Source organism: Streptomyces sp. S186 (assembly GCF_051603415.1).
GTDB lineage: Bacteria > Actinomycetota > Actinomycetes > Streptomycetales > Streptomycetaceae > Streptomyces.
The window spans coordinates 1-21,603 of record NZ_CP193932.1; the positions used below are offsets into that span (position 1 = coordinate 1).

The 21,603-nt window shown below is 69.0% G+C and carries 16 protein-coding genes and 3 pseudogenes; 7 read left to right on the forward strand and 12 right to left on the reverse strand.

Annotated features, from left to right (window positions below; translation table 11 throughout):
• Positions 1-517 precede the first annotated feature (517 nt).
• Positions 518-3,127, forward strand: a complete 2,610-nt coding sequence (locus ACRAS8_RS00005; RefSeq protein ID WP_438483550.1) for a DEAD/DEAH box helicase family protein — start codon at positions 518-520, stop codon at positions 3,125-3,127.
• Between the two features lie 1,371 nt (positions 3,128-4,498).
• On the opposite strand, the gene ACRAS8_RS00010 is transcribed toward ACRAS8_RS00005, so the two are convergent.
• Positions 4,499-4,768 carry a hypothetical protein gene (locus ACRAS8_RS00010; protein ID WP_438483552.1) on the reverse strand — a complete coding sequence of 90 codons (270 nt, stop codon included), beginning with the start codon at positions 4,766-4,768 and terminating at the stop codon, positions 4,499-4,501.
• 67 nt (positions 4,769-4,835) lie between these two features.
• On the opposite strand from ACRAS8_RS00010, the gene ACRAS8_RS00015 reads away from it, so the two are divergent.
• The gene (locus tag ACRAS8_RS00015; RefSeq protein ID WP_438483554.1) at positions 4,836-5,267 is read left to right on the forward strand and encodes a hypothetical protein; all 432 of its coding nucleotides are present in this window, start codon (positions 4,836-4,838) and stop codon (positions 5,265-5,267) included.
• Between the two features lie 130 nt (positions 5,268-5,397).
• On the opposite strand, the gene ACRAS8_RS00020 is transcribed toward ACRAS8_RS00015, so the two are convergent.
• Positions 5,398-6,480 carry a cytochrome P450 gene (locus ACRAS8_RS00020; protein ID WP_438490294.1) on the reverse strand — a complete coding sequence of 361 codons (1,083 nt, stop codon included), beginning with the start codon at positions 6,478-6,480 and terminating at the stop codon, positions 5,398-5,400.
• A 450-nt stretch (positions 6,481-6,930) separates the two neighbouring features.
• Here ACRAS8_RS00020 and ACRAS8_RS00025 point away from each other — a divergent pair, with 450 nt between their 5' ends.
• Positions 6,931-7,635 (forward strand): hypothetical protein, encoded by a 705-nt coding sequence (locus ACRAS8_RS00025; RefSeq protein WP_438483556.1) that lies wholly within the window; start codon positions 6,931-6,933, stop codon positions 7,633-7,635.
• Positions 7,636-7,703: 68 nt separating this feature from the next.
• On the forward strand, positions 7,704-8,492 hold the full coding sequence (locus ACRAS8_RS00030; RefSeq protein ID WP_438483558.1) for an alpha/beta fold hydrolase: 789 nt from the start codon (positions 7,704-7,706) through the stop codon (positions 8,490-8,492).
• A gap of 1,603 nt (positions 8,493-10,095) precedes the next feature.
• Here ACRAS8_RS00030 and ACRAS8_RS00035 read toward each other — a convergent pair.
• Positions 10,096-11,349, reverse strand: a complete 1,254-nt coding sequence (locus ACRAS8_RS00035; RefSeq protein ID WP_438483560.1) for a GNAT family N-acetyltransferase — start codon at positions 11,347-11,349, stop codon at positions 10,096-10,098.
• 122 nt (positions 11,350-11,471) lie between these two features.
• Between ACRAS8_RS00035 and ACRAS8_RS00040 the strand changes: the two are divergent.
• Together ACRAS8_RS00040 and ACRAS8_RS00045 are read left to right on the forward strand one after the other, a co-directional pair.
• A pseudogene (locus ACRAS8_RS00040) lies at positions 11,472-11,675 on the forward strand (transposase); the annotation flags it as partial.
• Positions 11,676-11,994: 319 nt separating this feature from the next.
• A complete protein-coding gene (locus ACRAS8_RS00045) occupies positions 11,995-12,963 on the forward strand; it encodes a hypothetical protein (protein ID WP_438483562.1) in 969 nt (322 codons plus the stop codon).
• A 26-nt stretch (positions 12,964-12,989) separates the two neighbouring features.
• Here the strand turns inward: ACRAS8_RS00045 and ACRAS8_RS00050 are convergent.
• The 6 genes and pseudogenes from ACRAS8_RS00050 to ACRAS8_RS00075 all read right to left on the reverse strand — a co-directional run bounded on the left by ACRAS8_RS00050 (position 12,990) and on the right by ACRAS8_RS00075 (position 17,594).
• A protein-coding gene (locus tag ACRAS8_RS00050; RefSeq protein ID WP_438483564.1) for an IS5 family transposase occupies positions 12,990-13,845 on the reverse strand; the annotation gives its coding sequence in 2 pieces (ribosomal slippage) (positions 12,990-13,485 and positions 13,484-13,845; 858 coding nt in all).
• Between the two features lie 597 nt (positions 13,846-14,442).
• Positions 14,443-14,746 (reverse strand): annotated as a pseudogene (locus ACRAS8_RS00055) (hypothetical protein).
• Positions 14,746-14,978 (reverse strand): annotated as a pseudogene (locus tag ACRAS8_RS00060) (hypothetical protein). Before ACRAS8_RS00060 ends, ACRAS8_RS00055 begins: the two co-directional pseudogenes overlap by 1 nt.
• Positions 14,979-15,101: 123 nt before the next feature.
• Entirely contained in the window at positions 15,102-15,401 is a 300-nt protein-coding gene (locus tag ACRAS8_RS00065) for a hypothetical protein (RefSeq protein WP_438483566.1), read from the reverse strand.
• An 812-nt stretch (positions 15,402-16,213) separates the two neighbouring features.
• Positions 16,214-16,435, reverse strand: coding sequence for a hypothetical protein (locus tag ACRAS8_RS00070; protein ID WP_438483568.1), 222 nt, complete (start codon positions 16,433-16,435; stop codon positions 16,214-16,216).
• 244 nt (positions 16,436-16,679) lie between these two features.
• Positions 16,680-17,594: a LysR family transcriptional regulator ArgP gene (locus ACRAS8_RS00075; protein ID WP_438490295.1), complete on the reverse strand. Its 915-nt coding sequence runs from the start codon at positions 17,592-17,594 to the stop codon at positions 16,680-16,682.
• Positions 17,595-17,663: 69 nt separating this feature from the next.
• Here ACRAS8_RS00075 and ACRAS8_RS00080 point away from each other — a divergent pair, with 69 nt between their 5' ends.
• On the forward strand, positions 17,664-18,290 hold the full coding sequence (locus ACRAS8_RS00080; protein ID WP_438483570.1) for a LysE/ArgO family amino acid transporter: 627 nt from the start codon (positions 17,664-17,666) through the stop codon (positions 18,288-18,290).
• 228 nt (positions 18,291-18,518) lie between these two features.
• Here the strand turns inward: ACRAS8_RS00080 and ACRAS8_RS00085 are convergent, their stop codons facing one another.
• Genes ACRAS8_RS00085 through ACRAS8_RS00095 form a run of 3 tightly spaced genes read right to left on the reverse strand, consistent with a single transcriptional unit; the run spans position 18,519 to position 21,492 of the window.
• The gene (locus ACRAS8_RS00085) at positions 18,519-19,175 is read right to left on the reverse strand and encodes a response regulator transcription factor (RefSeq protein WP_438483572.1); all 657 of its coding nucleotides are present in this window, start codon (positions 19,173-19,175) and stop codon (positions 18,519-18,521) included.
• Positions 19,172-20,482, reverse strand: coding sequence for a sensor histidine kinase (locus tag ACRAS8_RS00090; protein ID WP_438490296.1), 1,311 nt, complete (start codon positions 20,480-20,482; stop codon positions 19,172-19,174). Before ACRAS8_RS00090 ends, ACRAS8_RS00085 begins: the two co-directional genes overlap by 4 nt.
• On the reverse strand, positions 20,479-21,492 hold the full coding sequence (locus tag ACRAS8_RS00095) for a hypothetical protein (protein WP_438483574.1): 1,014 nt from the start codon (positions 21,490-21,492) through the stop codon (positions 20,479-20,481). The genes ACRAS8_RS00090 and ACRAS8_RS00095 overlap by 4 nt, the downstream gene beginning before the upstream one ends.
• Positions 21,493-21,603 lie beyond the last annotated feature (111 nt).

The following is a 21,603-nucleotide window of genomic DNA, read 5'->3' on the forward strand; positions in this document are numbered from 1 at the left end:
GCCGCTCCCTCCGGGAGCGGCAGGCACCTCCGGTGCCTGGGCAGCTCCTCCGGAACTGCCAGTGAATTCCTCCGGAATTCACTCGCCAGGCATAGTGGGGGTTCTTCTTGTCTGGCAATGACTGGCAGTCATGTGATGTCTGTTCAGGAATTGCTAGTTGGAATGAGGTTATGGGGGTGACTTGGGTTGCTCTGGGTGCTGGTGAGGGTTGGTTGTTTTGAGCGGAGTTTCGTGTCTGGCGCTCTGTCAGGTTGTTGGGTTGGGGCATCAAGGGATGGTTGCGTGGTCTCTTTCGGGTGACGGGGGTGGCGCCGGTGTCTGGTGAGTTACTAGCATTGGTCACAGAATTGGAAAAACGGGTAATGGAGAAATTGACCTCCTACCCCACACAGTCCCAGTCAAGTCCTCGGGGCTTGATCTTGGTCATCTGACTGGGATCGGTCCCAAGAGTCGGGGAGGAAGCGGCGATGCACGACGAGCAGGCCCCGTCGCGTCGGGCCGACGTGAGGTATTTGCGATGAGTGCGGTACTGCCTGGACTGGCTGTACGAAGCGACGACTGGGGGTGGTTGTACGACCACCAACCTGACGTCCTTGAGGCGATCCTGAAGATGTACACGCCCAAGCCTGGGTCGCGTCGCAAGCGGTATGCCGCGCAGATCCATCTGGCGCCTGGGCTGGGTAAGACCCGGATCGCGTTCATGGTCGGTGACGCGGTCGCGCAGCAGGGCGGGATGCTGTTCGCAGTGCCCAGCCGGGATCTGCTGGAGCAGACGTATAGGGCGGCGCGGACTGCGGGCCGGGGTGGGCCGGTGGTGGCCGTGTACAGCCGCCGTGGGGCGGGGCTGGCCGGGATGGAGGAGCGGGGGGTCCAGGTAACCACCGATCCCCGGCAGCTGGCTCAGCTCGTGCACTTCTTTCGGGCGGTGGGACAGCCGTACACGGTGCTGACCACGTACGCGAGCGTGGAGACGATCATCGCGGCGCACAAGTTGCGCGCGGATCGGGACGGGGTCGCGGCGCTGCCGCGGTGGGATCTGTTGGTGGCGGACGAGGCGCACCATACGGAGACGTCGAAGACGTGGGGGCGGATCAACTCGCATCGGTTGGTGCCGGCGGTGCATCGACTGGCGATGACCGCGACGCCGCGGCTGATGGGGGCGGTGAGCCGGGATGCGCGCGGTCGACGGGTCGTTGCGGCGGTGGTGCGGATGTCGGAGAAACTGCATGGGCCGGTGGCCTACCGGATGGGGCTGAGCCAGGCGCAGCGGTTGGGCAAGTTGGCGCGGAGTCAGGTGGTCGTCGCGGAGGTGGATGAGGCGCGGCTGCGGGATCTGGTGGCCGAGCGGGGGCGTGGCGATGAGGTGGTACAGGCGGAGCTGCAGGCTTCGGCGGTGGGGGCGACGCTGCGGGCGGCGGGGAAGTTTGGGTGTCGTCGGTTGCTGACGTATCACCGGACGGTGGCCGGGGCGGTCGCGGCGGCGGAGGCGATGGCGGAGCAGTCGTGGTTGTTGCATGCCCAGGGCACGACGGCGCCGCGGCGTGTGTTCGCGGTGGCGTTGCACGAGGCCGTCCCCGGCACGGAGCGGGTGCGGGTCCTTGATGCCTTGGCCGCGGGCACCGATCTGGACGGCAACGAGGTGGACCTTGTCGTGGTCTGCTCGGTGCGGGTGCTCAGTGAAGGCATCGATGTGCCGGCGGTGGAAGCGGTCGCGTTGATCGAGCCGCGCCGGGCGCTGCATGAGCTGTTGCAGATCGCCGGGCGAGCGCTGCGGTTCGACCGGGGGAATCCGGAGAAGACGGCGTCGATCATTGTGCCGGTGCTGCATTTGGAGGGGCCGGCGGATGAGGAGATGGCGTCGGCGGACTGGGATCCGGTGACGAATGTGTTGCGGGCGGTGGAGTCCTACGAGCCCGACGGTGGGGCGGAGGCGACGCAGTCCACCAGCCGTACGCCGCATTCGGTTCTCACTGATGCTGAGGAGCGGCGTCGGCAGCAGGAGCGGGTGCGGGAGCTGACGCAGATGCTGAAGCTGATGCGGGAGCGTTCGCAGCGGGCGGTGGTGGACTGGCTGCGGATCACCGTGGTCGGTGATCCCTCCAGCTGGGACCTGGAGAAGGTGATGCAGGCCGCGACCGCCTACCAGTCCCTGCACGGGAATTTGAAGGTGCCGGCGGACTGGGAGGAGGACGGTGTCCGGCTCGGGGTGGAGCTGGACAAGCTGCGGCGCAAGGCCCGCGCGGACAAGGACGATCTGGAGCGCCTGATCGAGGAGTTGGGCGACGAGGCGGCGGCACGCCAGGAGTGGATGGAGCACGGGCCGCGTGTCCACCCCGATCTGGTGCAGTACCTGGCAGATCTGGGGTTTGAGTGGGAGCCGCGGGCGAATGGGCGGGCCCTGCTGCTGGCCGCCGCCCGGGCCTATGTCGAAAGGCACGGGCACCTGCTGCCCCGGCTGGACGAGAACGTCGACGTCGATGGGGAGGAGGTGGCCTTGGGCGCGTTGCTGGCGGAGCGGCGCCGGCCCGGGATCACCGACCCCGACCTGGACGAGATCGGAGTATGGCGGGTTCCCGAGGGCGTGCCGTGGACCGCTGCCTTTCACCGTCAGCTCGTCCGCCTGCGGCGGTTCAGGGAGGAGGGCGGCAGGCGGGCCGAGCTGCTGCACGGGACGCGAATGTACCTCGGCGAGGACCTCGGCAGGTGGCTGTGCGAGCAGCACGTGCGGTGGAAGGAGCTGCACAAGCAGCAGCGGACTGTGTTGGAAGAGCTGCGGATGGGGCCGGCGGCAGGGGATGCGCGGGTGACGTCGGCGGTGCCGCAGGCACGGCGGGGGCGTAAGGAGCGGCTGATGGAGGTCGTGATCGCCGCCCAGCGGCATCTTGAGGAGGCCGGTCCCTTGGTCGACGAGGCAGGGCAGTTGCGGGTGGCGGCCGACTACCGGACCGAGGTCGAGGGGCGCGAGGTGCAGCTGAAGAAGCGGCTGTATGCCGTGCGTTCCCGGTACGACAGCTACCCACCGGAATTGCAAGCCCTGTTCTTGGGGCTCGGCTTGCCGTGGGTCAAGGGCCCCGGCTTCGGGGGTGGGGTGGACAACCTTGCTGGGGCGAACTGTGCGGATTTGTAAGGCTGTTGCCCCTGATGCGACCGTCCGTAATGAGTACGGTTGTGACGTCGCTGCACAAGCGGTATAGGAAGCGGTGACCGCCATCACCGACCGTTATGGTCTGCCGCTGCGCTTCGCTTCCGACATGCTCCAGTCGCTGCTGGTCGGCCTGTCGCTGCCCCGGTTCCCGGACGGGCGGCTGGTGCTGGCGGTGGGCGTCTCGCCGTGGCTGTGGTCGGACGCATCGTGTTCTGTTCTCCGGACCGGTTGTTCTGCGGCCGACTCCTTCTTCGACCTGCCCTGCGCGGACCTGCCCCGCCCGCCTCACCGACGCGGCTTTGACCGGCGACGCGCGCGTCGCGGACTCGACCTGATGTGTTCCAGCAGGTGTACAGGCGTAATCCTGAGCATCCTCCTCATCGCCAATCGGAGGGAGCGAGGTGGGACCAGGTCCCGCCACGCTCGCCATCTGCCCCAGCACCTCGCACTCGGCCACGCCGGCCACGCCGGCCACGCCGGCCACCGCCAACGAGCCGATAGGCTCTGGGACATGTCCGCTGCGTGCCTGATCGATGGCGTAGGCCCGGTGCATGGGCCGGCGTTGAATCGTCCCGGCGGCACTCTGCATCGTGCCGTGACAAGGGAGCAGAGCCACGCCATTCGGGCGGGTTGCGGCAACACTGCCTGACTGGATCCGGACGGATTGGTGTCCAGCGACGAGGTCGACGAAACGCGGCTGTGCCGAGCGACCGGGTGCGCCGCAGCGCCGTGGAATCCGGGGCGCGGTCGGCGGCGTCCGTGCGGTTCGTCAACACCGTGGCGGGCAGGCCGAACACGGTGAGCAGCGCAGCCCGCAGCTGCGGCAAGGCCGGTTTCACCGCCACCAGCGCACGATGCACCCGCGTGCAGCGCGGCAGCAGGCGCAGAGCCCGATGCACCACGACCGTCTTGCCGTGCCCGGGGTCGCCGCACACACACGATCCCGCGGGCGGCGATGGTGTGGCGAGCGCCTCGGTGACGGCGCCGAGCCGCTGCGTGGAGACGACGTGCGCGCCCAGCACGTACAGACGCACACCGTCGGTGACCGGTGACGGGCTGGCCAGATCAGCGCTCTCTGCACCGCCCTTCGGAGCGGGGCCGGTGGTTGCCTCGCCAGCCTCACCGAAGGTGCCCGGCAATGCCAACCCGGCCAACGCCCAGTCACAGGCACCAGGATCCCCCCGAGGCACAGGCGGGGCGGACAAAGCCAAGGACACGCCCCACGCAGCGTTCCCGGGTCGCTGCATAATGCCTTCACGTTCCCGCCCAGCTCCCCCAGCCGGTCCCACAACGCGTCCGTCAGCGTGAACGCCCCACGCCGCCGGGCGGGTTCGATCCGGCCCGATTCCTTCGTCACAGCCAGCCAACGCCACAGCGTCCGCACAGTGGCCCCGCCGTCGATGCGGCGATACGGACATGCACCGTCTGAAGCGTCCCGGCCTCCTCCAGCGCGAGAAGACGACGCACCACCATAGACCGCGTCAAGGCCCGGTCCCGCGCCCGGGAAACCACCACCAGTCTCTCGGCCCCCACCGAAAGCGGCACCACCGGCACCACCGGCAGCAGCGGCAGCAGCGGCAGCGGCGGCAGCGGCGGTGATGCAGACGACGGATCTGCAGTCATGCCACCAGCTCACACCCAGCCCTGATCAAGAACACAGGAATGCTCAAAACAGGCGCCGGTCGAGGAGGTGGCCCGGCGCCTGGACGGCGAGGTCTGCCCGGCGGTCCTCGCCTTGATGAAGGCCCTGCTGGTGCAGGCCGGCGGGCTCGGCACGGTCACGAAGATCGTGGAGAGCTTCGGCGGGTTCGCCAAGCAGTACGAGCAGATCGAGAAGGTCTCCGCCCACCACGGCAACTTCTGGGAGGTGCTGCTGTACGGGCAGATCGGCCGGGACCGGGCGCTGATGTTCGGCCTGGCCGAGAGGCTTCAGTTCACCGCACCTCGCAGGACGGGCGGGTGCTGGACGCGCACGCGCAGCGTAACGAGGCCGGCCGCGGCGAGTACATCAGCGCCATCGGCGAAGACGGCGAGCGCATCGGCATCTCCTTCGCCACGCAGAGCCGGCCGAAGGCCGTACTCGCGTCATGAGCTTTGGGCAAGCCAGGGGCGGCGTCGATGAAGTGAGCCCGCCTGCTCGGCGGCCAGGTGGTCGGCGGGGTGGGGCCTGGTCACGTGTCAATCCGCGAAGACGCGGCGCAGAGCGCGGTGGCCGGAGCTGAGAAGCCGTTGTGCATTTCTACCGTGGGTTATCAGCCCACGTCGTCACTCGTTCGGCGGATTGTCATTGAAGCTGGGGCCGTGTGGGGGAGGATATGAGCGGTGTTGCGACGGTGGACCACGGCGCGCCCGCCGCGGGCGGGCGTCCAAGTGACACCGCGGGACTTCCACTTCTCGTCCGGTGCGCGTGTTGTGCGGAACTCGTAGTTCTGGAGCAGTGTCCGCAGAACGACGTTCATCTCGAGGTTGGCGAAGGCGGCACCGATGCACCGGCGTGTGCCGCCCCCGAAGGGGATCCAGGAGTACATGTCGGGCCGGGCATTCACGAACCGGTCCGGATCGAACTTCTCGGGGTGGGGAAAGACGGTCTCGTCCATGTGCACGAAGTCGATGGCGAAGACGACTTGGTGTCCTTTGGGGAGGGTCCATTCCCCCAGTGGCATCGTCGGTGCGACGACGCTGCGGGTGATGTCCGTGATGACGGGACGTGTGCGCTGGACCTCGAGGACGGTAGCGGCCAGCAGGTCGGAGCCGCCGTCGTCGACCTCTGCCACGAGGCGGTCGAGGAGCTCCGGGTGTCGGGTCAGTCGTTCGACGGCCCAGGTGAGCGTGTTCGCCGTGGTCTCGTGAGCGGCGCCGAGGATGGTCAGCAGTTCGTCGGCGATCTCTTGGTTCGCCAGGGCCTCGCCGTCCTCGTACCGGCTCTGCACGAGCATGGCGAGGACATCTTCGCGCTCCTGTAGCTTCGGGTCTGCCCGGACGCTGTCGATGAGGTCGAGTGCAACCGTGTCGTACTCCCGGCGCATCCTACGGAAACGAGCCCACGCCCCCCACGAACGCCCACGGTCGGTGAACGGCGACAGCGTCAGCCTGACACCGAGGTCGGCCATCGGAGGCATCAGCTCGCGCAGCCGGTCCAGGTGCTCGCCATCGGCCCCCAGAACCGTGCGCAGGATGATGTTCAACGTCAGCCGCATGAACCCCGGCGCCGTCGCGAACTCGACGCCCTGCGGCCACGTCTTGGCCTCGCGGACGGTCTCCTCGACCATGAACTCCTCGTAGGCGTGCAGGTGGCGCCCGTGGAAGGAGGGGGCCAGCAGTTTGCGTCGGTGCAGGTGTTCGGGACGTCAGCAGCGCGAACGTTGAGCCCGGCCCCAGGACGTTGCCCAGGTTCGGCTCTCCCAGTCCAGCGATCGCCGGACTGGTCGTCAGCATCTGCCTGATCAGAGCGGCACTGCACAGGAACACGCTAGGGCCGAACGGGGACAGCGTCATCGCGAAGGTCGACCCGTAGCGCTTTTGAAGACCAGCAAGAAGCCGCTTGCGAGACGCGATCCACAATCCGGTCAGGACGGGCCCCGGCAGCGGCGGGCCGGGCGGGAGGGTGGCCAGTACCGGGGACGTTCGAATGCTCATTCCAGCCTCTTCTCAAAAGTGGGTACTGCTCAATTCCCTGGAGTCCAGCCACCCACTGCGCACACCGATATAACTTTAAGTGTATATTCTGTTACTCTGTGCATTCACATGGCTAAGGTGTTCCGGCGTGAATCAGGAAGACAGATCCAATGACATCCGCCGAGGTGCGTAGCGGGATGCGAGAAGGCATCGACGAGATCACGGAGATCCTGACCGACGCCTTCGCCGAGGACCGCCTCTACCAGTGGATGTTCACCACGCGGGAGCTCTACAGGCGTCCGGCACCCGGCTCTCTCCGGTGGGTGGCCGAGGAGAACCTCGAGGTGGCCGAGGGGAACCTTGAGGTGGGCGAGGTGTTCCTTGTGGAGGGCAAAGGCGTCTTCCCGGGCCGGCACTCCCCTGCGCCCGATACCGACAAGGAGTGGCCGGCCGTGGAGCAACAGCTTCGGGACATCTGCGGCCCGGCTGCCGAAAACGTGCTCGCCGCCCACGACGCCGACCGGAGGAACCATCCGAAAGGAACTCCTCACCGGTACGGGCAGTTTCTTGCCGTGCGGCGCGAACACCACCGCGAGGGCATCAGTGGTCCCCTTCTCCGTCACTTCGCCTCGAAGAACCCCGGACAGTCCGCGTACACAGCGCCACCGCGCTCGGGACGCACTCGCCATGCGACGGGGTCGAGAATGCCTCGGCGTGCTACGACCTCTGACCCGGACCTCAATTCACGCGCCGGCGTCCGTCGGCAAGACGACGCTGTCGGCGACGGCTCTCCTAGCGGCGATGAACGGGCGGCCACGGCCGAGAGGTGCGGGGCGCGCCGAAAGGTGAACACGGCTCAGGTGGAGGCGGCATGACCATGCGACGGAATGCGACCAGCACCCCTGGATCTCCCCCGACGCGAGAGCGCGTGCACCGGCTGAGGATGGCCGGGTACGACTTCGCCTGCCGGGTGCGTGCCGCATCGCAACCATCGACGCGCCGGCCGATCGCCCTGCTCGGCGGGGCCACGATGGACATGCACGACTGGGATTCGCTCGAAGCGCATCTACCCGACGACGTCACCGTCATCACGTTCGACCCACCCGGCTTCGGTAGCGCCTCGGAACTGGACGACGAGACCATCGCCGGTTACGAGATCCAGGCTGCGGCCGTCAACATGGCCCTGGAGCACCTGGAAGTGCGGCAGGTTGACCTACTGGGGTACTGCTACGGCGCCGGCCTGGCCTGCCTTCTGCTGGAGCACCACGTCGACCGGGTCGCCCGGGTGGTGCTGACCAACGCGAGCGAGAAACTGACGCAGGAGACGCGAGAACTGCTGGCACAAGCGGTCGACATGACAGGACAGGGGCGGATCCTGGAAGTATCCCTCCTGGCCTGCGACCACACCTTGGCCCCGCACAACCGGCAAACACTGCGCGAGGCACTCGCGCCCGCCTACCAAGACGCCTTTCGACTCCCGCATACGACTGTAAACTTTCGGCGCGCCCTCAACGCGCACGACGCCGTGATGAAGTGCGGCCGGGGAAACGAGGTTCCCCTACTGTTGATCTGCGGCGAACACGACACGTTCACTCCCACACAGTCAGGGATGGGCCTGGCCGCAGGCCGCCGCGGAGCACGAACCGTCGTACTCGACACCGGCCACACCCCACTGCTCGAAGACACCGCCACCTTCGCCACCCAGATCATGAACCACTTCACCTCACCTTGAAGCAGTTTGCCCACGGGCAGTACGAGCCCGAACGCAACCACACCTCCTCGACCCTGTTCTCGCACTCGGCCCTGTTCCCGTACAGCCACGGCCAACGGACACATGGCGCTGAGTGACGCCCAGGGCCGGGCCGGGTGCGAAGGCCGACGGTACAGCGATTGCCGATAGCGACGGTTCCGCCTCGAGATCCGCTCACCGGGCTTGCAGCAACCGACGGCCCGCCTGGGTGATACCGCAGCAATACCGGATTTACTGCGGCAGTGTCGATACAGTCTCCCCGGCGCCCCGTTCAACGCCTCGCATGTACGACCGAGCGTGACCACGGACGGCAGGGCGAAGTGCACGCATTTACTGCGGCAGGACCGGAGGAAGCCGACGGGCGAGAATCGAACGGGCGGCCACTCCGGAGAGCGAGGACGCGTTGCAGATTCCGCGCGCCCAGGTCGTGCCACTGCCCGCACCACCACCGGCGTACAAAGCCGCGGTCGAGCGGTACCCCACCGGCACAGGCACCGCGAAGCCCTCCACACGAATCCAGAGAAACTGATCCCCCCCCGACAAACGCGGCTGAGCCGTCTCCAAAGACGGCGCCATCCAGTGGAGCCGACAGTCCGGCACCACCCAGCTCCTGCCCCGGCTCATCGCCGGCCGCACCCAAGGCCCACCGTTCCTCACCGACCGCAGAGCCCCGGCCCACACGCCAACCCTGGACACCTGCCTGGCGACCGACCATGCGCAGCTGTCCTGCCGCCAGGCGGAAGAGATCTTCCAGGAGAACACCCCGCTGCCGGCCACCCCCTCACCACCCTGACGACCTCGACGAGCTGCAGGGATGGACACTCCACCAGCTCCCCCACAGTGCATTGACGCACGATGCCGAAGACGGCACCTCAACGCCAATGTCGTTGACCCGCTCCCGCCAATCCTCCGTACGGCCCTTGGAGAGGTACGGCGGCCCGGCATCGACGCCGTCGCCCAGCACGTCGCCGAGCGCGACCTTGCAGCCCGCCGCCGAAGGTGAACCCGGGCGCTCAGGGCTTCAAGATCATCCCGTGGCCCCTTTGGGCTTACCGCGGCGATCCCCCGGATGGTGGCTCAGGCAGCGTTGCGCCCTCACTCCGGAGGTGTCTGCAGCGCCTTGCTTCGGATCGCAGTGGTCTTCGCGATGATGGCGCGCCGAAGCTTCTCGTACGCCGTTGCGGCACCGGGGTCAGCAGCGGCCCGGGGGAAGACGTCCTTAGTTATGGTCCGGACAAGGGTGTTGAGAACGTCGACGAACCTCCCACCGCAAAGCAACGGGCTGGCATATGGCGGGCCGGCCCAGGGCGTTGGTGGTCACAGTTCAGGTTGCCGGGCCGGCGCAACCAGTGGGGCAGGCGTGCGGTGTTGGACCGTGCGCTGGTGAGCATCTCCTCGGCCTCCGCCAGCACCGTGGTCAGACGTTTCTTGTGCTCGACCTTGAGGTTGAGGCGGGCCTCCAGCCTGGATCATCAGCGCCCGCGCAGTGGTGGCGCACGCTTTGATCAGCGGGTCGACCTGCAGTGCCTGCTCCCCTCATGTCCCGCAACGCGACAGCGGTGTTGCTGATCTGTCAAGTGGCTGTTCAGTAGAGCGGGAAGGCCCAGCCGCCGGGGTACCAGGGCTCGCGTTCACCACGGAAGGCCGCCGAGGCGCGGGAAAGCGCGCCGGGTCGCAGCTCTTCGACGAGCCCCGCGGCCGAGCGGGCGGACAGCGTGGTGCCTCCGAGGAAGGCGGCGCCGAGTTCCGCTGTGGTCAAACGCAGGTCGGCCGGGGCGGTCGTGGGCTCGCAGACCGCGCTCTTCCCCTCCGCTTGCAGCCGGTGGCGTCCGGTGTTCCACGGGCAGAAGTCGTCCCGCACATCCAGGACAAGGTCGAACGGGAGGGCGTAACTCCGGCCTGCCAAGGCCCGGTCGACGTCGACGAGCCGCACCCACAGGCGGTCGACCTGTGAGGCATGGACCGCTCGCGGCTCGGCCAGCAGGTGCAACAACGGCTCATCCACGGCGCCCTCGTAATCGATCCAGGTCACCAGATCGATCCCGGCTAGGAAGCGCCACAGCGCTGCGTACGCCGGGCGCGAGAGCGCCGCCAGCTCCACCACCTGCACCACACCGGCACTGCCGCCGAGTCCGTCCGGCACAGAGCTGTGCCGGTAGAGCGCGTAGCCGGTGGCGCGGCCGTCGTTGTCTTGATGCACGGCGAAGCGCAGCGAGGTCGACGCGCCGCGCCGGTGCGGATAATCGGCGAGGCGCACCGCCCAGTGGACCGCCTGTCGATCGGGCCAGCCGACCGCCGTGGTGCGGGCTTGGTCGTAGACCTTCTCGACGAGAGGGCGGGCCTGGTCGGCGTGCTGCAGTCGTACGGTGCCCTCCCCGAAGTCCGTGTCGGGGCGGAAACACAGGGCACGCCGGTCGCAGCGCATCTGGTTCCCCAGCGTCGCGGGGCCGTAGCCGTAGCGGCCGTAGATCCCGGCCTCGGAGGGGCGGAGCACTGCGATCGGCTCGCGCCGGTGCTCGTGCAGGTCGGTCAGCTGGGCGCGCATCATCGAGGTGAGGATTCCACGGCGGCGATGCGTCGGGGCGACTCCCACGGAGGCGATCCCCGCCACGGGAAGGACACCCCCGGGCACGGTCAGCAGCCGGCTGTAGACAGAGGCTCCGGCAACCGGCACACCCTCATCGAAGACCGCCAGGGTACGCCCGAGATCCGTCGCAGCTCGCTGGTCGGCCAGTTCCTCTTCACAGCGATCCATACCGTAGGTGTCGGCAATCATGCGCGCCCAGGGCACAAACTCCTGCTCGTCGATGCTGCGAAGCGGTATCGGAGGCATGGTCATCGGACATGCGTACCTCACATCCGGCCGGGCTGGAAAGCCCGGGCCTACCCGGGATCTGACAGGGCCCGCTGCCTTCATCCCCTACGGCATGTCTCTTTGATGGACTGAGCAGTTGACCCAATGTGCCTGTCCGGTTGGTGATCAGTGATGCGATGTGGGACCGGATCGAGCCGTTGATGCCGGCCGATCCGGTCCGTGACCGACGGCGGGCCGATCACCACCGCACGATCGAGGCCATCGCGGGGAAGCACCGCACCGGCTCACGCCGGCGCGACCTGCCCGCGCAGCTCGACTCCTTCAAGACCGCGCACAAGCGGCTGCTGCGGTGCCGAAGCCTTATCCGGCAGCCTCATCCCGCCGGGTGAGGCCCGGTCCGTCGTGCGGCGGAGCGGTGGGGTCCAGGCGGAGGATGTGCCCGGTCCGTCTGCCGCGAAGCCTTGTGTCTGAAAGAACGGCGGACATACGGAGGTTGCGGTGGCTGTTTCCACCAATTCGCAGACACGCGTTGATGCAGGGCCACCGCCCGAGGCCATGGCCTGGACGACGTGGTGGCGGCGATGGCCCGCGTGGGCGCCCCGCGCCGCCCTCGCGTGGGGCGCGGTGTATGCGGTTGTCCAGACCGCCTGGGCGGTGACGGGGACCAGCGTGCCCCTGAAGCCGCACGAGACCTACGCACCGGCGGCCCAGTTCGCCCTTGCCGCCCTCGCCGTGCTCGGTGACGCCGCCGCCTGGGCCACCGCCCGACCGCTCGCCGGGCCCGGTCGGGCGGTGGTGTCGGCTGCACTCGCCGCTGCCATCCTCGTCTTCGGAGCGGGCGCGCTGGGCGTGACGGAGATCGTCGTGACGTTGGTGACACTCTCCGGGATCGAGAGCGCCACCGGAGCGGTCCACGCCCTGCTGAACGCGGCCGGCGCCGGCTTCCTGCTGATGGCCGTGGTGGCGTTCCGCCGCAGGCGTCGGGGCGGGTGCCCGCGGTGCGGGCATCCGCACACCGGGGCAAGCGACGGCGCGCTGGTCCACCCGGATGCCTCCATGGCCTCGGCGCGGACCCAGGTGGCGGCGTACGTCCTCATGTGCGGCCTGTTGCCCTGGGCGGGCCTGAAGACCGTCTGGACACTGGGCGGCGACGCGCTGGGCGTCACGGCGGAGGGCTGGCGGAAGCTGAACGAGGACGCGGGGGCCGCCACATCGCTCGCCTCGGTCGGGCTCGACGCATCGGTGATGGCCGCGCTGCTCGGGGTCTTCCTGCTGACAGGGCTGATGTACCGGTGGGGGATGGTCTTCCCCCGTTGGACGCTTTTGCTGTCCGGGCGCCGGGTCCCGCGCCTGCTGCCGCTGGTCCCGGCCTGGCTGACCGGCGGTGCCCTGTCAGTGTACGGGGTGGTCCTCAACGTCATGGCTCTGCTCAGCGCTACCGGTGTGATACCCGCCTTCGAGCCGAAGCCGCCGTTCACCACCAGCGCGGACCTCACCTGGATGGTGTGGTTCGGCGGCCTGGCCTTCGGGGGCCTGGGCTTCGCCCTCATCGTCGCGGTCCGCTCCTACGCGGCTCGCACCCGCTACATCTGCGCGGGGGCGGAGAGCGCGGAGGCGGCGAAGACAGCGGAGGTCTGACGGGTGTTCTGGTTTTGTCACTGCGATCATCTGCGGGCCCAGATGAGGATGGCAGCGAGTTGGAGTGCGCCCTGATAGACGATGGCGAGTTTGTCGGTGCGCATCGCCAGGCCACGCCATTGTTCGGGGCGGTTGATGCATCGTTCGACTGCGTTCCGCAGTTCGTAGGTGTCGACGTCGAAGCCCGGTGGCCGGCCGCCGGGCGGGCCGCGTCGTAGCCGGTTGCGGATCTGGTTCACCGGCTGCGGTATGACCGCCCGGATGTGCCGTTCACGCAAAGGGGACCGGATCGCGCGTGAGGAGCAAGCACGATCCGCGATCACAAGGTCCGGCCTGGTGCGAGGGCGTCCGCATCCGGTGCGGGGCACTCGGAGTGCGGCCATCACGGCGGCGAACGCTGGGGCGTCTCCTGCTTGTCCGGCGGTGACCGTGATCGCCAGAGGCTGACCGTCGCTGTCGCCGGCCAGGACCTTGAGACTCAGAACGCCACGGGAGCAGCCCGGGGTGTGGTCGACGGGCTGTCCCCTGACCGGTTCCCCCTTTCCGGACTCCGACAGCATGCCGGTGGGACCGGCAGACGGTGGAATCCACCGAGACGGTCCAGCCGATATCGGCGTCGGCGTCCGCCGTGGCCAGGACAACGGCGAAGATCTTCTCCCACGTCCCGTCGACCGCCCACCGCAGCAGCCGCTTGTGCGCGGCCTTGGAGGAACCGAGTTCCACGGGCAGGTCGCGCCGGGGCGAGCCTGTGCGGTACTTCCCCGCGATGGCCTCGATCGTGCGGCGGTGATCGGCCCACCGTCGGCCACGGACCGGATCGGCCGGCATCAACGGCTCGATCCGGTCCCACATCGCATCACTGATCACCAACCGGACAGACACATCCCATCAACTGCTCACCCATCAAAGAGACACGCCGTAGCCGTGGCGGGAGCTGGGCTCCCTTGGTGAACGTACCGAATCAGAGTTCGCTGCTACCGGTGCCGTCGGAACTCATGAACCGTTCGCTTCGTCCCTCGGCTCCATCCGCCTCCCAAAACAGCGAACAACTGCTGCCCGCTTACGTGAACAGAGCCGCCCCAGCGACACGACACCTCCGCCACGAACACGCCCGGGAGACCCAGCCTCGCGTGCGCGCGGCCGACATCGACGTTGACTGACCCCGATGCGACTCGCCGCCGGCTTGGACAACGACCTCACCCACTTCCACGACCGCGGCGTCCTCGGACCACCGACCACCAAATAGCCCCTGTACACCGAGCGGCGCGCAGGGCAGAGTGTGCTCGTCAACGGGGCAGGCGGCAGCCTGTTGCGTCAACTGCCCAGGCTAGCCGCATGACTTCGAGGACCAGGCCGGTGCCGCCCCGACTCTGCGGCAGGTCCCTTGCGGAGCGCGGTCGCCGTGAGCGGCAGTCCAGCACCCGGCGCAGTCCAGCACCCGGCGCAGGGCGGTGACTGGTCGGTCGGCGGTGAACTGCTTCATGTCGGACGGCACCTCGGCTCCGTCGCAGGCCAGACCTCGATATACGCCACGACCACCACGGAGGGCAGCACGGTGACGAAGTACAAGACCCTCACGGACTCGACTTCTCCGGTGTACTGGCGCAGCTGGGGCCGGTGGTGTCGCCGGGGATCGGCTCGCCGGCATCCGGGGCGACGGAGATGACGACCAAGGCGCGGTCCAGGGCGTGGATCTCCGCCTCGCTGGTGATGCTCTCCAGCTGCTTGGCGGCGGTGTCGGAGAAAGCGATGCGGGCGCGGCGGGGCGGGACTGCGGAGCCATCAGGCGACGGCCGGGCACTGGGCGGCGAGGCGGGCGAAGTGGGCCTCGCGCACTTCTTCCCAGGGGCGCAGTCCTCCACCGCGGGCAGTCCGTTGGTGCCGATGTCCTCCATGATGTCGGCGAACTGATCAGCGTTCGCACGGGTCTTGGCCGCGTACGCGCGGACCACGTCGGCGGTTGCGAGCTCCAGCTGCTGCCGGGCGGTGTCGGCGGGGGCCGACTGTTCGCTCACCACAGGCTCCGTAAGGCAGAACTGTCGTGTCCTGCAACGGTATCGCCCAACCCGGAGGCCGGGATCCCTCCGAGCCAACCCGGCTGCACAGCGGCGAGCCCAGGACTCAGCAATCGGAGTCGCTCATGCGTCTTCTTCGAGCTGCTTGAGCAAGGCCCGTTTGGCATCCACGGTTTTTCCGCCTTCGCTACGATCTCGGCTGCCCAGGTGGCCAGCTCTATCGCCAGCTCCCTCAGCGGCTTGCCGGTGTTGATGTTGTTCTCCCCGTAAGGGGCGTGGACGTTGAAGCCTCGCCCTGTACCAGAGCCCGAGCTCCCGGTAGCAGTCAGCGATCCCATGCATGGCACCCATGAGGCCGGAGATCTCCCCATCGACTTCTTCGCGCCGCTTGCTGACCTTGCCCTGGTCTTGCGCATCGTCCATGACGTCATGCTTACAGCCGGAACCGCACGCCACGGGCGGATCGTCACGTCCACCACTCGTTGGTGAACTGCCCGCCACGCGGAGCCGCTTATCGGAGCTGGCGTTGGAGTAGCGGCGTCGCGGCGATGGCCCTGGACTACGCCTCGGGACCAGCCCTTCCCTGCCACACGTCAATAGCTGATACCGGGCAATCAGCCCTTTGCCATCGTTCGCAGCCTGCCAGGTGCTGAACTGGCCACGGCACGGGCGCACTTGTCAAGAGTGAGACAGCGATGACGAATGGAATCTTCCAGGCCGGGACGACTCCCGGCACTGTTGCCGAGCTGCGGGAGTGGCTTGAGGACGGCATCCAGCTCAGAACGAGCTCGGGACACTGCTGTGTGTGACTGCCGCCGATTCCGCGGCGGCCGCCCGAGCAGTGGAGGGGGAACTCGCTGCCCTGAGCCACACTGATCCCGTCGTGGTGACAGCCGAAGCCATCCGCCTCGACCACCTCGCCGAAACCCACCACCGCCCCCACACCCGATAACCCACCCCAGCAAGCAACCCCCCTGACCAGCAAAAGATGCCCGAGCCTTTAGACCCAAACGCCACGCCACCTTCGACGAACCCTCCTTCCCTCAACACACCACACACAGTCCCAGCTCACATCCCTCACCACCCAACACAAACCGCTCCCCTCACCTTCTCAACCAACCATCAACACACCAGGGAGGAACCCAACTGCGCTTTTGGGGAGAGTTCCTGGGTCTCGGTCACTGCTGCCGGTGGCTGGTGTGCGGGCGCCGCCGGCTGCGCTCGATGCTGGGCCCTCAGTCCGTCGCGATGCTCCGCACGTCGGGCCCGCCGCCGCGCCATTCGATCACAGGGTCATCGAACCGGACATCCTCCGGGTCCAGGCCGGCTCGGCGCAGGAACTCCAACAGATCGCGGACGTCGAAGGCGACGCCCAGGCTCTCGGCGTCGACATACACACGTCGGCCGCCGGACGGAGCCAGCGGATGCACCACGATGCGGGGCCGAGGCTTGGGCATACCCCACCCTGCCTAGCCCAGGCGTACCTCGCCCGCACCGCGGACTCCTTCGGCAGCACCCAGAACCCGGCCGAGGCCGCCGCCCGATCATTGACGCCTGACCACTGATCGGATCGCCTGGTCTTCCGCGTCCCAACCGCGCAGTGGGGCCGCGACGTCGTCGGCACCCTGCTCGCGGGCTCAACGGCCCGGCCGCCTCGTGCCCGGGCCCACCGCGCTCGCCCCTTGCGCGCCACCCTCCCTGTCAGTCCTGGGTATGGAGAGACTCGGCTGCTGCGGCGATGACGGCCTCAGCCACGACCGCCAGCGTCGGTACATCCAGCTTCCACTGCTGCCAGTACAGCGGCACATCCACCCGCCGGCCCGGCACCAGCTCCGTCAGGACTCCACGGCGCAGCAGTGGTGTCGCTTGCGGCTCCGGCACCAGGCCCCAGCCGAGGCCGGCGGCCACGGCGTCGCAAAAGCCGTCCGAGGCGGGCACATAGTGGCGGACACGGCCCGCACCCGGCCTGTCGGGTGCCAGGGACCGCACAAACCGGTCCTGCAGTTCGTCACGCCCATCGAAGACGATCACCGGCGCATCGGGCAGGCCGCGTTGCAGTGGCCCGGCCGCCAGATGGCGCGCGGTGAACTGCGGGCTCGCCACCGGCACATACCGGGCCAGCCCCAGCAGACGGGCCGTACAACCCGTCACCGGTTGCGCCGATGAGGTCACCGCGGCCATGACCCGCCCCTCACGCAGGAGCTGCGCTGTGTGCGCCTCGTCTTCACGGTGCAGCTCGAAGCAGATCGGCGGGTCCTGCGGCACTCGCGTCACCGCCTCCAGGAACCAGGTGGCCAGGGAATCGGCGTTCACCGCGATGGGCAGACGAGCCGGACCCGACTCACCCGCGATACCCAACTCCTCACGCGCCTCCCGCTCCAACGCGGCCAACTGGCGCGCGAGCCGCACCACCACCTGACCGGACTCCGTCGGGCAGACCGGTTTGGTACGCATCAGCAGCACCCGGCCCGTGCGCTGCTCCAGCGCCTTGACCCGCTGACTGACCGCGGACGGCGTCACGTGCAGCGCTGCCGCGGCGGCATCGAAGGTGCCCTCGTCGACGACGGCGAGCAGCGTACGCAACTGGTCCAGGGGCAACTCAGGCAGCTCAGACATCACGATAGCTAATGCTACCTAAAAAACTTTAGCTGTACTCATGCCCGGTGGGTCCATAGCGTCGTCGTCATGTACAGCGGCATCTCCCCGGCGCTCATCGCCGGATTCGGCACGGGCCTGTCCTTCATCGTGGCCATCGGCGCGCAGAACGCGTTCGTCCTGCGCCAGGGGGTGCGCCGGCAGGCCGTCCTCGCGGTAGTCGGCATCTGCGCCCTCTCCGACGCGATCCTCATCTGCCTGGGCGTGGCCGGGCTCGGAGCCGTGGTCACCGCGTGGCCCGTGCTGCTGAGCGCTGTCGGCCTGGCCGGCGGCGGATTCCTGATCTGCTACGGCGCCCTGGCTGCCCGCCGTGCCCTGCGACCCGCTGCCGGGCAGGCACTGACGTCGCAGGGCGCCTCGACAGGCTCCGTCCGTACGGCGGTGCTCACCTGCCTGGCCATGACCTGGCTCAACCCTCATGTCTACCTCGACACCGTGCTGCTGCTCGGCTCCATCGCCGCCGACCGCGGCCCACTGCGCTGGGTCTTCGGCCTCGGGGCGATGCTCGCCAGCCTGGTGTGGTTCGCCGCCCTCGGCTACGGCGCACGCCTCCTCGCAGGCATACTGGCCCGCCCCACCGCCTGGCGGGTGCTGGACACCCTGATCGCAGCCACCATGCTCACCACCGGCACACTCCTGCTGGCCCGCACCTTCTGACCCGCCCACCTCCTAACCCGCACCTTTTGACCTGCACCTTCTGACGCGCTCCTTCCAACCCGCGCCTTCTGACCCGGCCACGGCCGAGGCAACGGACAGCTGCCACGGCTGCCGTACGGCTGCCGTACGGCTGCCGTACGGCTGCCGTACGGCTGCCACCGCACCCCGACAGCGGCCGACGCCCTCCGGTTACGGGTACGGGCGAAACCGGCCCTGGCCGGTCCCCGGTCACCTCGGCCGGACGAATCCGCACTCGTAGGCGGCGATCACCGCCTGGGTCCGGTCCCGTACCCTGAGCTTGGCCAGCACCCCGGCGACGTGCGTCTTCACGGTCGCCGGGCCGACGCCCAGCCGGGCTGCGATCTCGGCGTTGGTCAGCCCGGCGGTCATCAGCCGCAGCACCGCGCCCTCCCGCTGCGAGAGCCGCTCCCGCAGCGCCCGCGCCGCCTCGTCCGCGGCCCGCTCGCCGGCGTGCCGGGCGGCCAGCGCCCGCACCGCGGCCGGGAAGAGCAGTGAGTCAGTGCGCGCCACCAGTCGCACCGCCTGGACCAGTTCGTCGGCGTGGGCCCGCTTGAGCAGGAAGCCGCTGGCGCCGGCTCGCAGCGCGTCGTAGACGTAGGCGTCGTTCTCGAAGGTGGTGACGACGATGATCCGCGGTGGGTCCGCCACCCCTTCGAGGATCAGCTCGGTGGCCCGGATCCCATCGATGCCGGGCATCCGGACGTCCATCAGCACCACGTCCGGGCGCACCTCGCGGACCAGCGGCACCACCTCCGCGCCGTCCGCCGCCTCGCCGGCCACCTCCATATCGGCCTCCACGCCCAGGATGACCCGCAGCGCGGTGCGCACCATCCGCTCGTCGTCGGCGAGCACGATCCTGATCACGCCGATCCCCCGTCCCCACCGTCGGCCGCTCGTTCGCCGGCCGGTCCGGCCACGGGCAGGCGGGCGGTCAGCCGCCAGACACCGTCCGCCGCCTCGGCCGAGGCGGCCCCGCCCAGCAACCGTGCCCGTTCGGCGATCCCGCGCAGACCGCGCCCGCCGCCGGCGCGCCCCGCACCGCCTCCGTCCGCCGCCGCGGTCAGCGGATTCTCCATCGTCAGCCTCAACTCGCCGTCCTTTACGTGCAGTTGGAGGTTCACCACCGGGACCGGGCCGGCGTGCCGCAGGGCGTTGCTCAGACCTTCCTGGACGATCCGGTAGGCCGCTCGCGAGAGAACCGGCGGCACCCCCGCGCGGTCGCCGCACAGCTCCGCCGTGACGCGCACGCCGGCCGCACGAGTCCGGTGCAACAGCGCCTCCAAACCGTCCAAAGTAGGCGCGGAGGCGGCCGCCACGGGCGCGGAGGCTGCCTGTGCCGGCTTTGCCGGCATGCCCGTCCCTGCCTCGTCGTCGGTGCGCAGCAGGCCCAGGACGGTGTCGAGTTCGGCGACCGCCGAGCGGGTGGTCTCCTCGATGGCGGCCAGCGCCTGGCGGGCGAACTCCGGGTCGCTCTCCAGCACCCGGCGAGCCGCCCCCGCCTGGAGGGTGACCGCGCTCAGTGCGTGGCCCACCGCGTCGTGCAGTTCGCGCGCCAGCCGGTTACGGGCCGCCAGTTCGGCCGCGCGGCACTCGGCGGCGGCCAGGCGGTCGGCGGGGGTGGGGCCCAGCAGCACCGGCGCACAACGGGACAGCAGCGCCCCCGCACCGCAACCGGTGCCCCACAGCAGGGCCAGCAGAGCCACAGTGGCCACCGGCCCGCTCCAGCCATCGAACGCCTGCGGCCACTCAAGCCCCAGTGCGTCGCCGCCGAACGGCGTGAGAAGCAGCAGCACCGCAGCCGGCGGCACGGCCAGCGTCATCGCGCTGACGATCCCGCCGGCCAGAAGATGCGCCGTGAACCACAGCGCACTGCGCCACCGGGCGGCCAGGGACACAGCCGGCCCCTCCGCCAGCCGCTGCACCGGCACCGCGCACAGCGCCCGCACGGCGGCCGCCTCCAACGGCCGCAGCACCGGAAAGAGCAGACCGGCCAGCGCCGCCAGCGGCAACGCGCAACCGAACGCGGCCAATTGCACGCCGAGGTCACGCAGCGGATCCGCGCCGTCCACCAGGAGCGGCAGCGCCACCGACGCCAGCAGGAAGAACGGCATCAACAGCGCGCCACCCAGGATCAGATGAGCCCAGCGCCGGGCCACCCGGCCGACGCTCAGTCGCACCGGACGCCTCCGTCACTGTCCCCGGCCTGTCCGGCCACCGCACGCCCCGCCGCGCACCCTGCCGCACACTGTGTCCCGTGTGCTGTCGCGCGCTGTGCCCCCTGTTCTGCCCCACGTTCGGCGAAGAAATGGGCGCCGGCAACAGCCACGACTATCCCCACGATCATTTGCACAGCGTAAGTCAGGCTCATCAACGGCGCCGGCTGCCGCAGATCCCCCGCCGAAACCGGCAATCCCGTCAGAGCCAGCCAGCCACCCCAGCAAGCCAGCGCACCCGAACCGAGCCAAACAGCGGTCAACGGCACCAGCAGCGGCAGCCGCCCGCCCCGGCCCCGCGGGCCACCGCCCAGCACGAGCAGCAGCACCCCGACCACCGTGACGACCGCGAACACCACGAACCCGGCGTCGTTCAACCGCCCATCAAGGTCCCGCTGCGCCACACGCGCCGGGGTGAGGCCGGCCGAACCGCCCGCCGCCCACAGCAAGTGCATGACCACCGGCAGCAACGACAGCACGCCCACCACACCCGCGGTCAACCGCCGCGCCGGCCGCAGGGGACTGTCCGACAGTCCTGCCAGCGATCCACGCCACAGGTGGCCCCAGCGATGGCGGGCGTAGCGCACGAAGAGCGTGCCCAGTGCCAGGGCCTGCACGATGAACCCGGTGTAGACCACGGTCCACACCCACGGCTCCAGCAACGCGTCCGGCCCGCCACCGGGGCCCGCCCCGGTACGGCCGGCGAGCGCCCCGGCCACCGTCTGCGCCGGAAAAACCACCACGATCGGCGTCAGCAGGCCCGTCGCGCACCACATCGGCACCGCGAGCAGCCACCCCGGCACCCCCCGGCCCCACGGCCGGGTCAGCAAAAACGCCAGCACAACCACTGCCGCATCCATCACCACAGTCAGCCCGTTGAGCGCCATCAGGGAATCGCCGTCCCGACGCAGCGGGCTGTGCACGGGAATGCCGAGGCGACCGCCGGCGAACCAGACGACCTTCAGCATGAGGTAGGGGACACAGGCAGCAAGAGCCACGGCCCGCACAATAGGCACAATAGCCGGAGAAATACGGGGAGTTGGGGAGGTAGGCGGTGTCGTCTTCATACCGCCAGACTC

What these genes read in the sequence shown, in the direction of transcription:
- ACRAS8_RS00025 (WP_438483556.1), top strand. Translation starts at nt 6,931, where the DNA reads ATGACATCCGCCGAGGTGCGTAGCGGGATGCGAGAAGGCATCGACGAG.
- ACRAS8_RS00005 (WP_438483550.1), top strand. Translation starts at nt 518, where the DNA reads ATGAGTGCGGTACTGCCTGGACTGGCTGTACGAAGCGACGACTGGGGG.
- ACRAS8_RS00030 (WP_438483558.1), top strand. Translation starts at nt 7,704, where the DNA reads ATGGCCGGGTACGACTTCGCCTGCCGGGTGCGTGCCGCATCGCAACCA.
- ACRAS8_RS00080 (WP_438483570.1), top strand. Translation starts at nt 17,664, where the DNA reads ATGTACAGCGGCATCTCCCCGGCGCTCATCGCCGGATTCGGCACGGGC.
- ACRAS8_RS00010 (WP_438483552.1), bottom strand. Translation starts at nt 4,768, where the DNA reads ATGACTGCAGATCCGTCGTCTGCATCACCGCCGCTGCCGCCGCTGCCG.
- ACRAS8_RS00095 (WP_438483574.1), bottom strand. Translation starts at nt 21,492, where the DNA reads ATGCTGAAGGTCGTCTGGTTCGCCGGCGGTCGCCTCGGCATTCCCGTG.
- ACRAS8_RS00070 (WP_438483568.1), bottom strand. Translation starts at nt 16,435, where the DNA reads ATGCCCAAGCCTCGGCCCCGCATCGTGGTGCATCCGCTGGCTCCGTCC.
- ACRAS8_RS00075 (WP_438490295.1), bottom strand. Translation starts at nt 17,594, where the DNA reads ATGTCTGAGCTGCCTGAGTTGCCCCTGGACCAGTTGCGTACGCTGCTC.
- ACRAS8_RS00035 (WP_438483560.1), bottom strand. Translation starts at nt 11,349, where the DNA reads ATGACCATGCCTCCGATACCGCTTCGCAGCATCGACGAGCAGGAGTTT.
- ACRAS8_RS00065 (WP_438483566.1), bottom strand. Translation starts at nt 15,401, where the DNA reads ATGGACGATGCGCAAGACCAGGGCAAGGTCAGCAAGCGGCGCGAAGAA.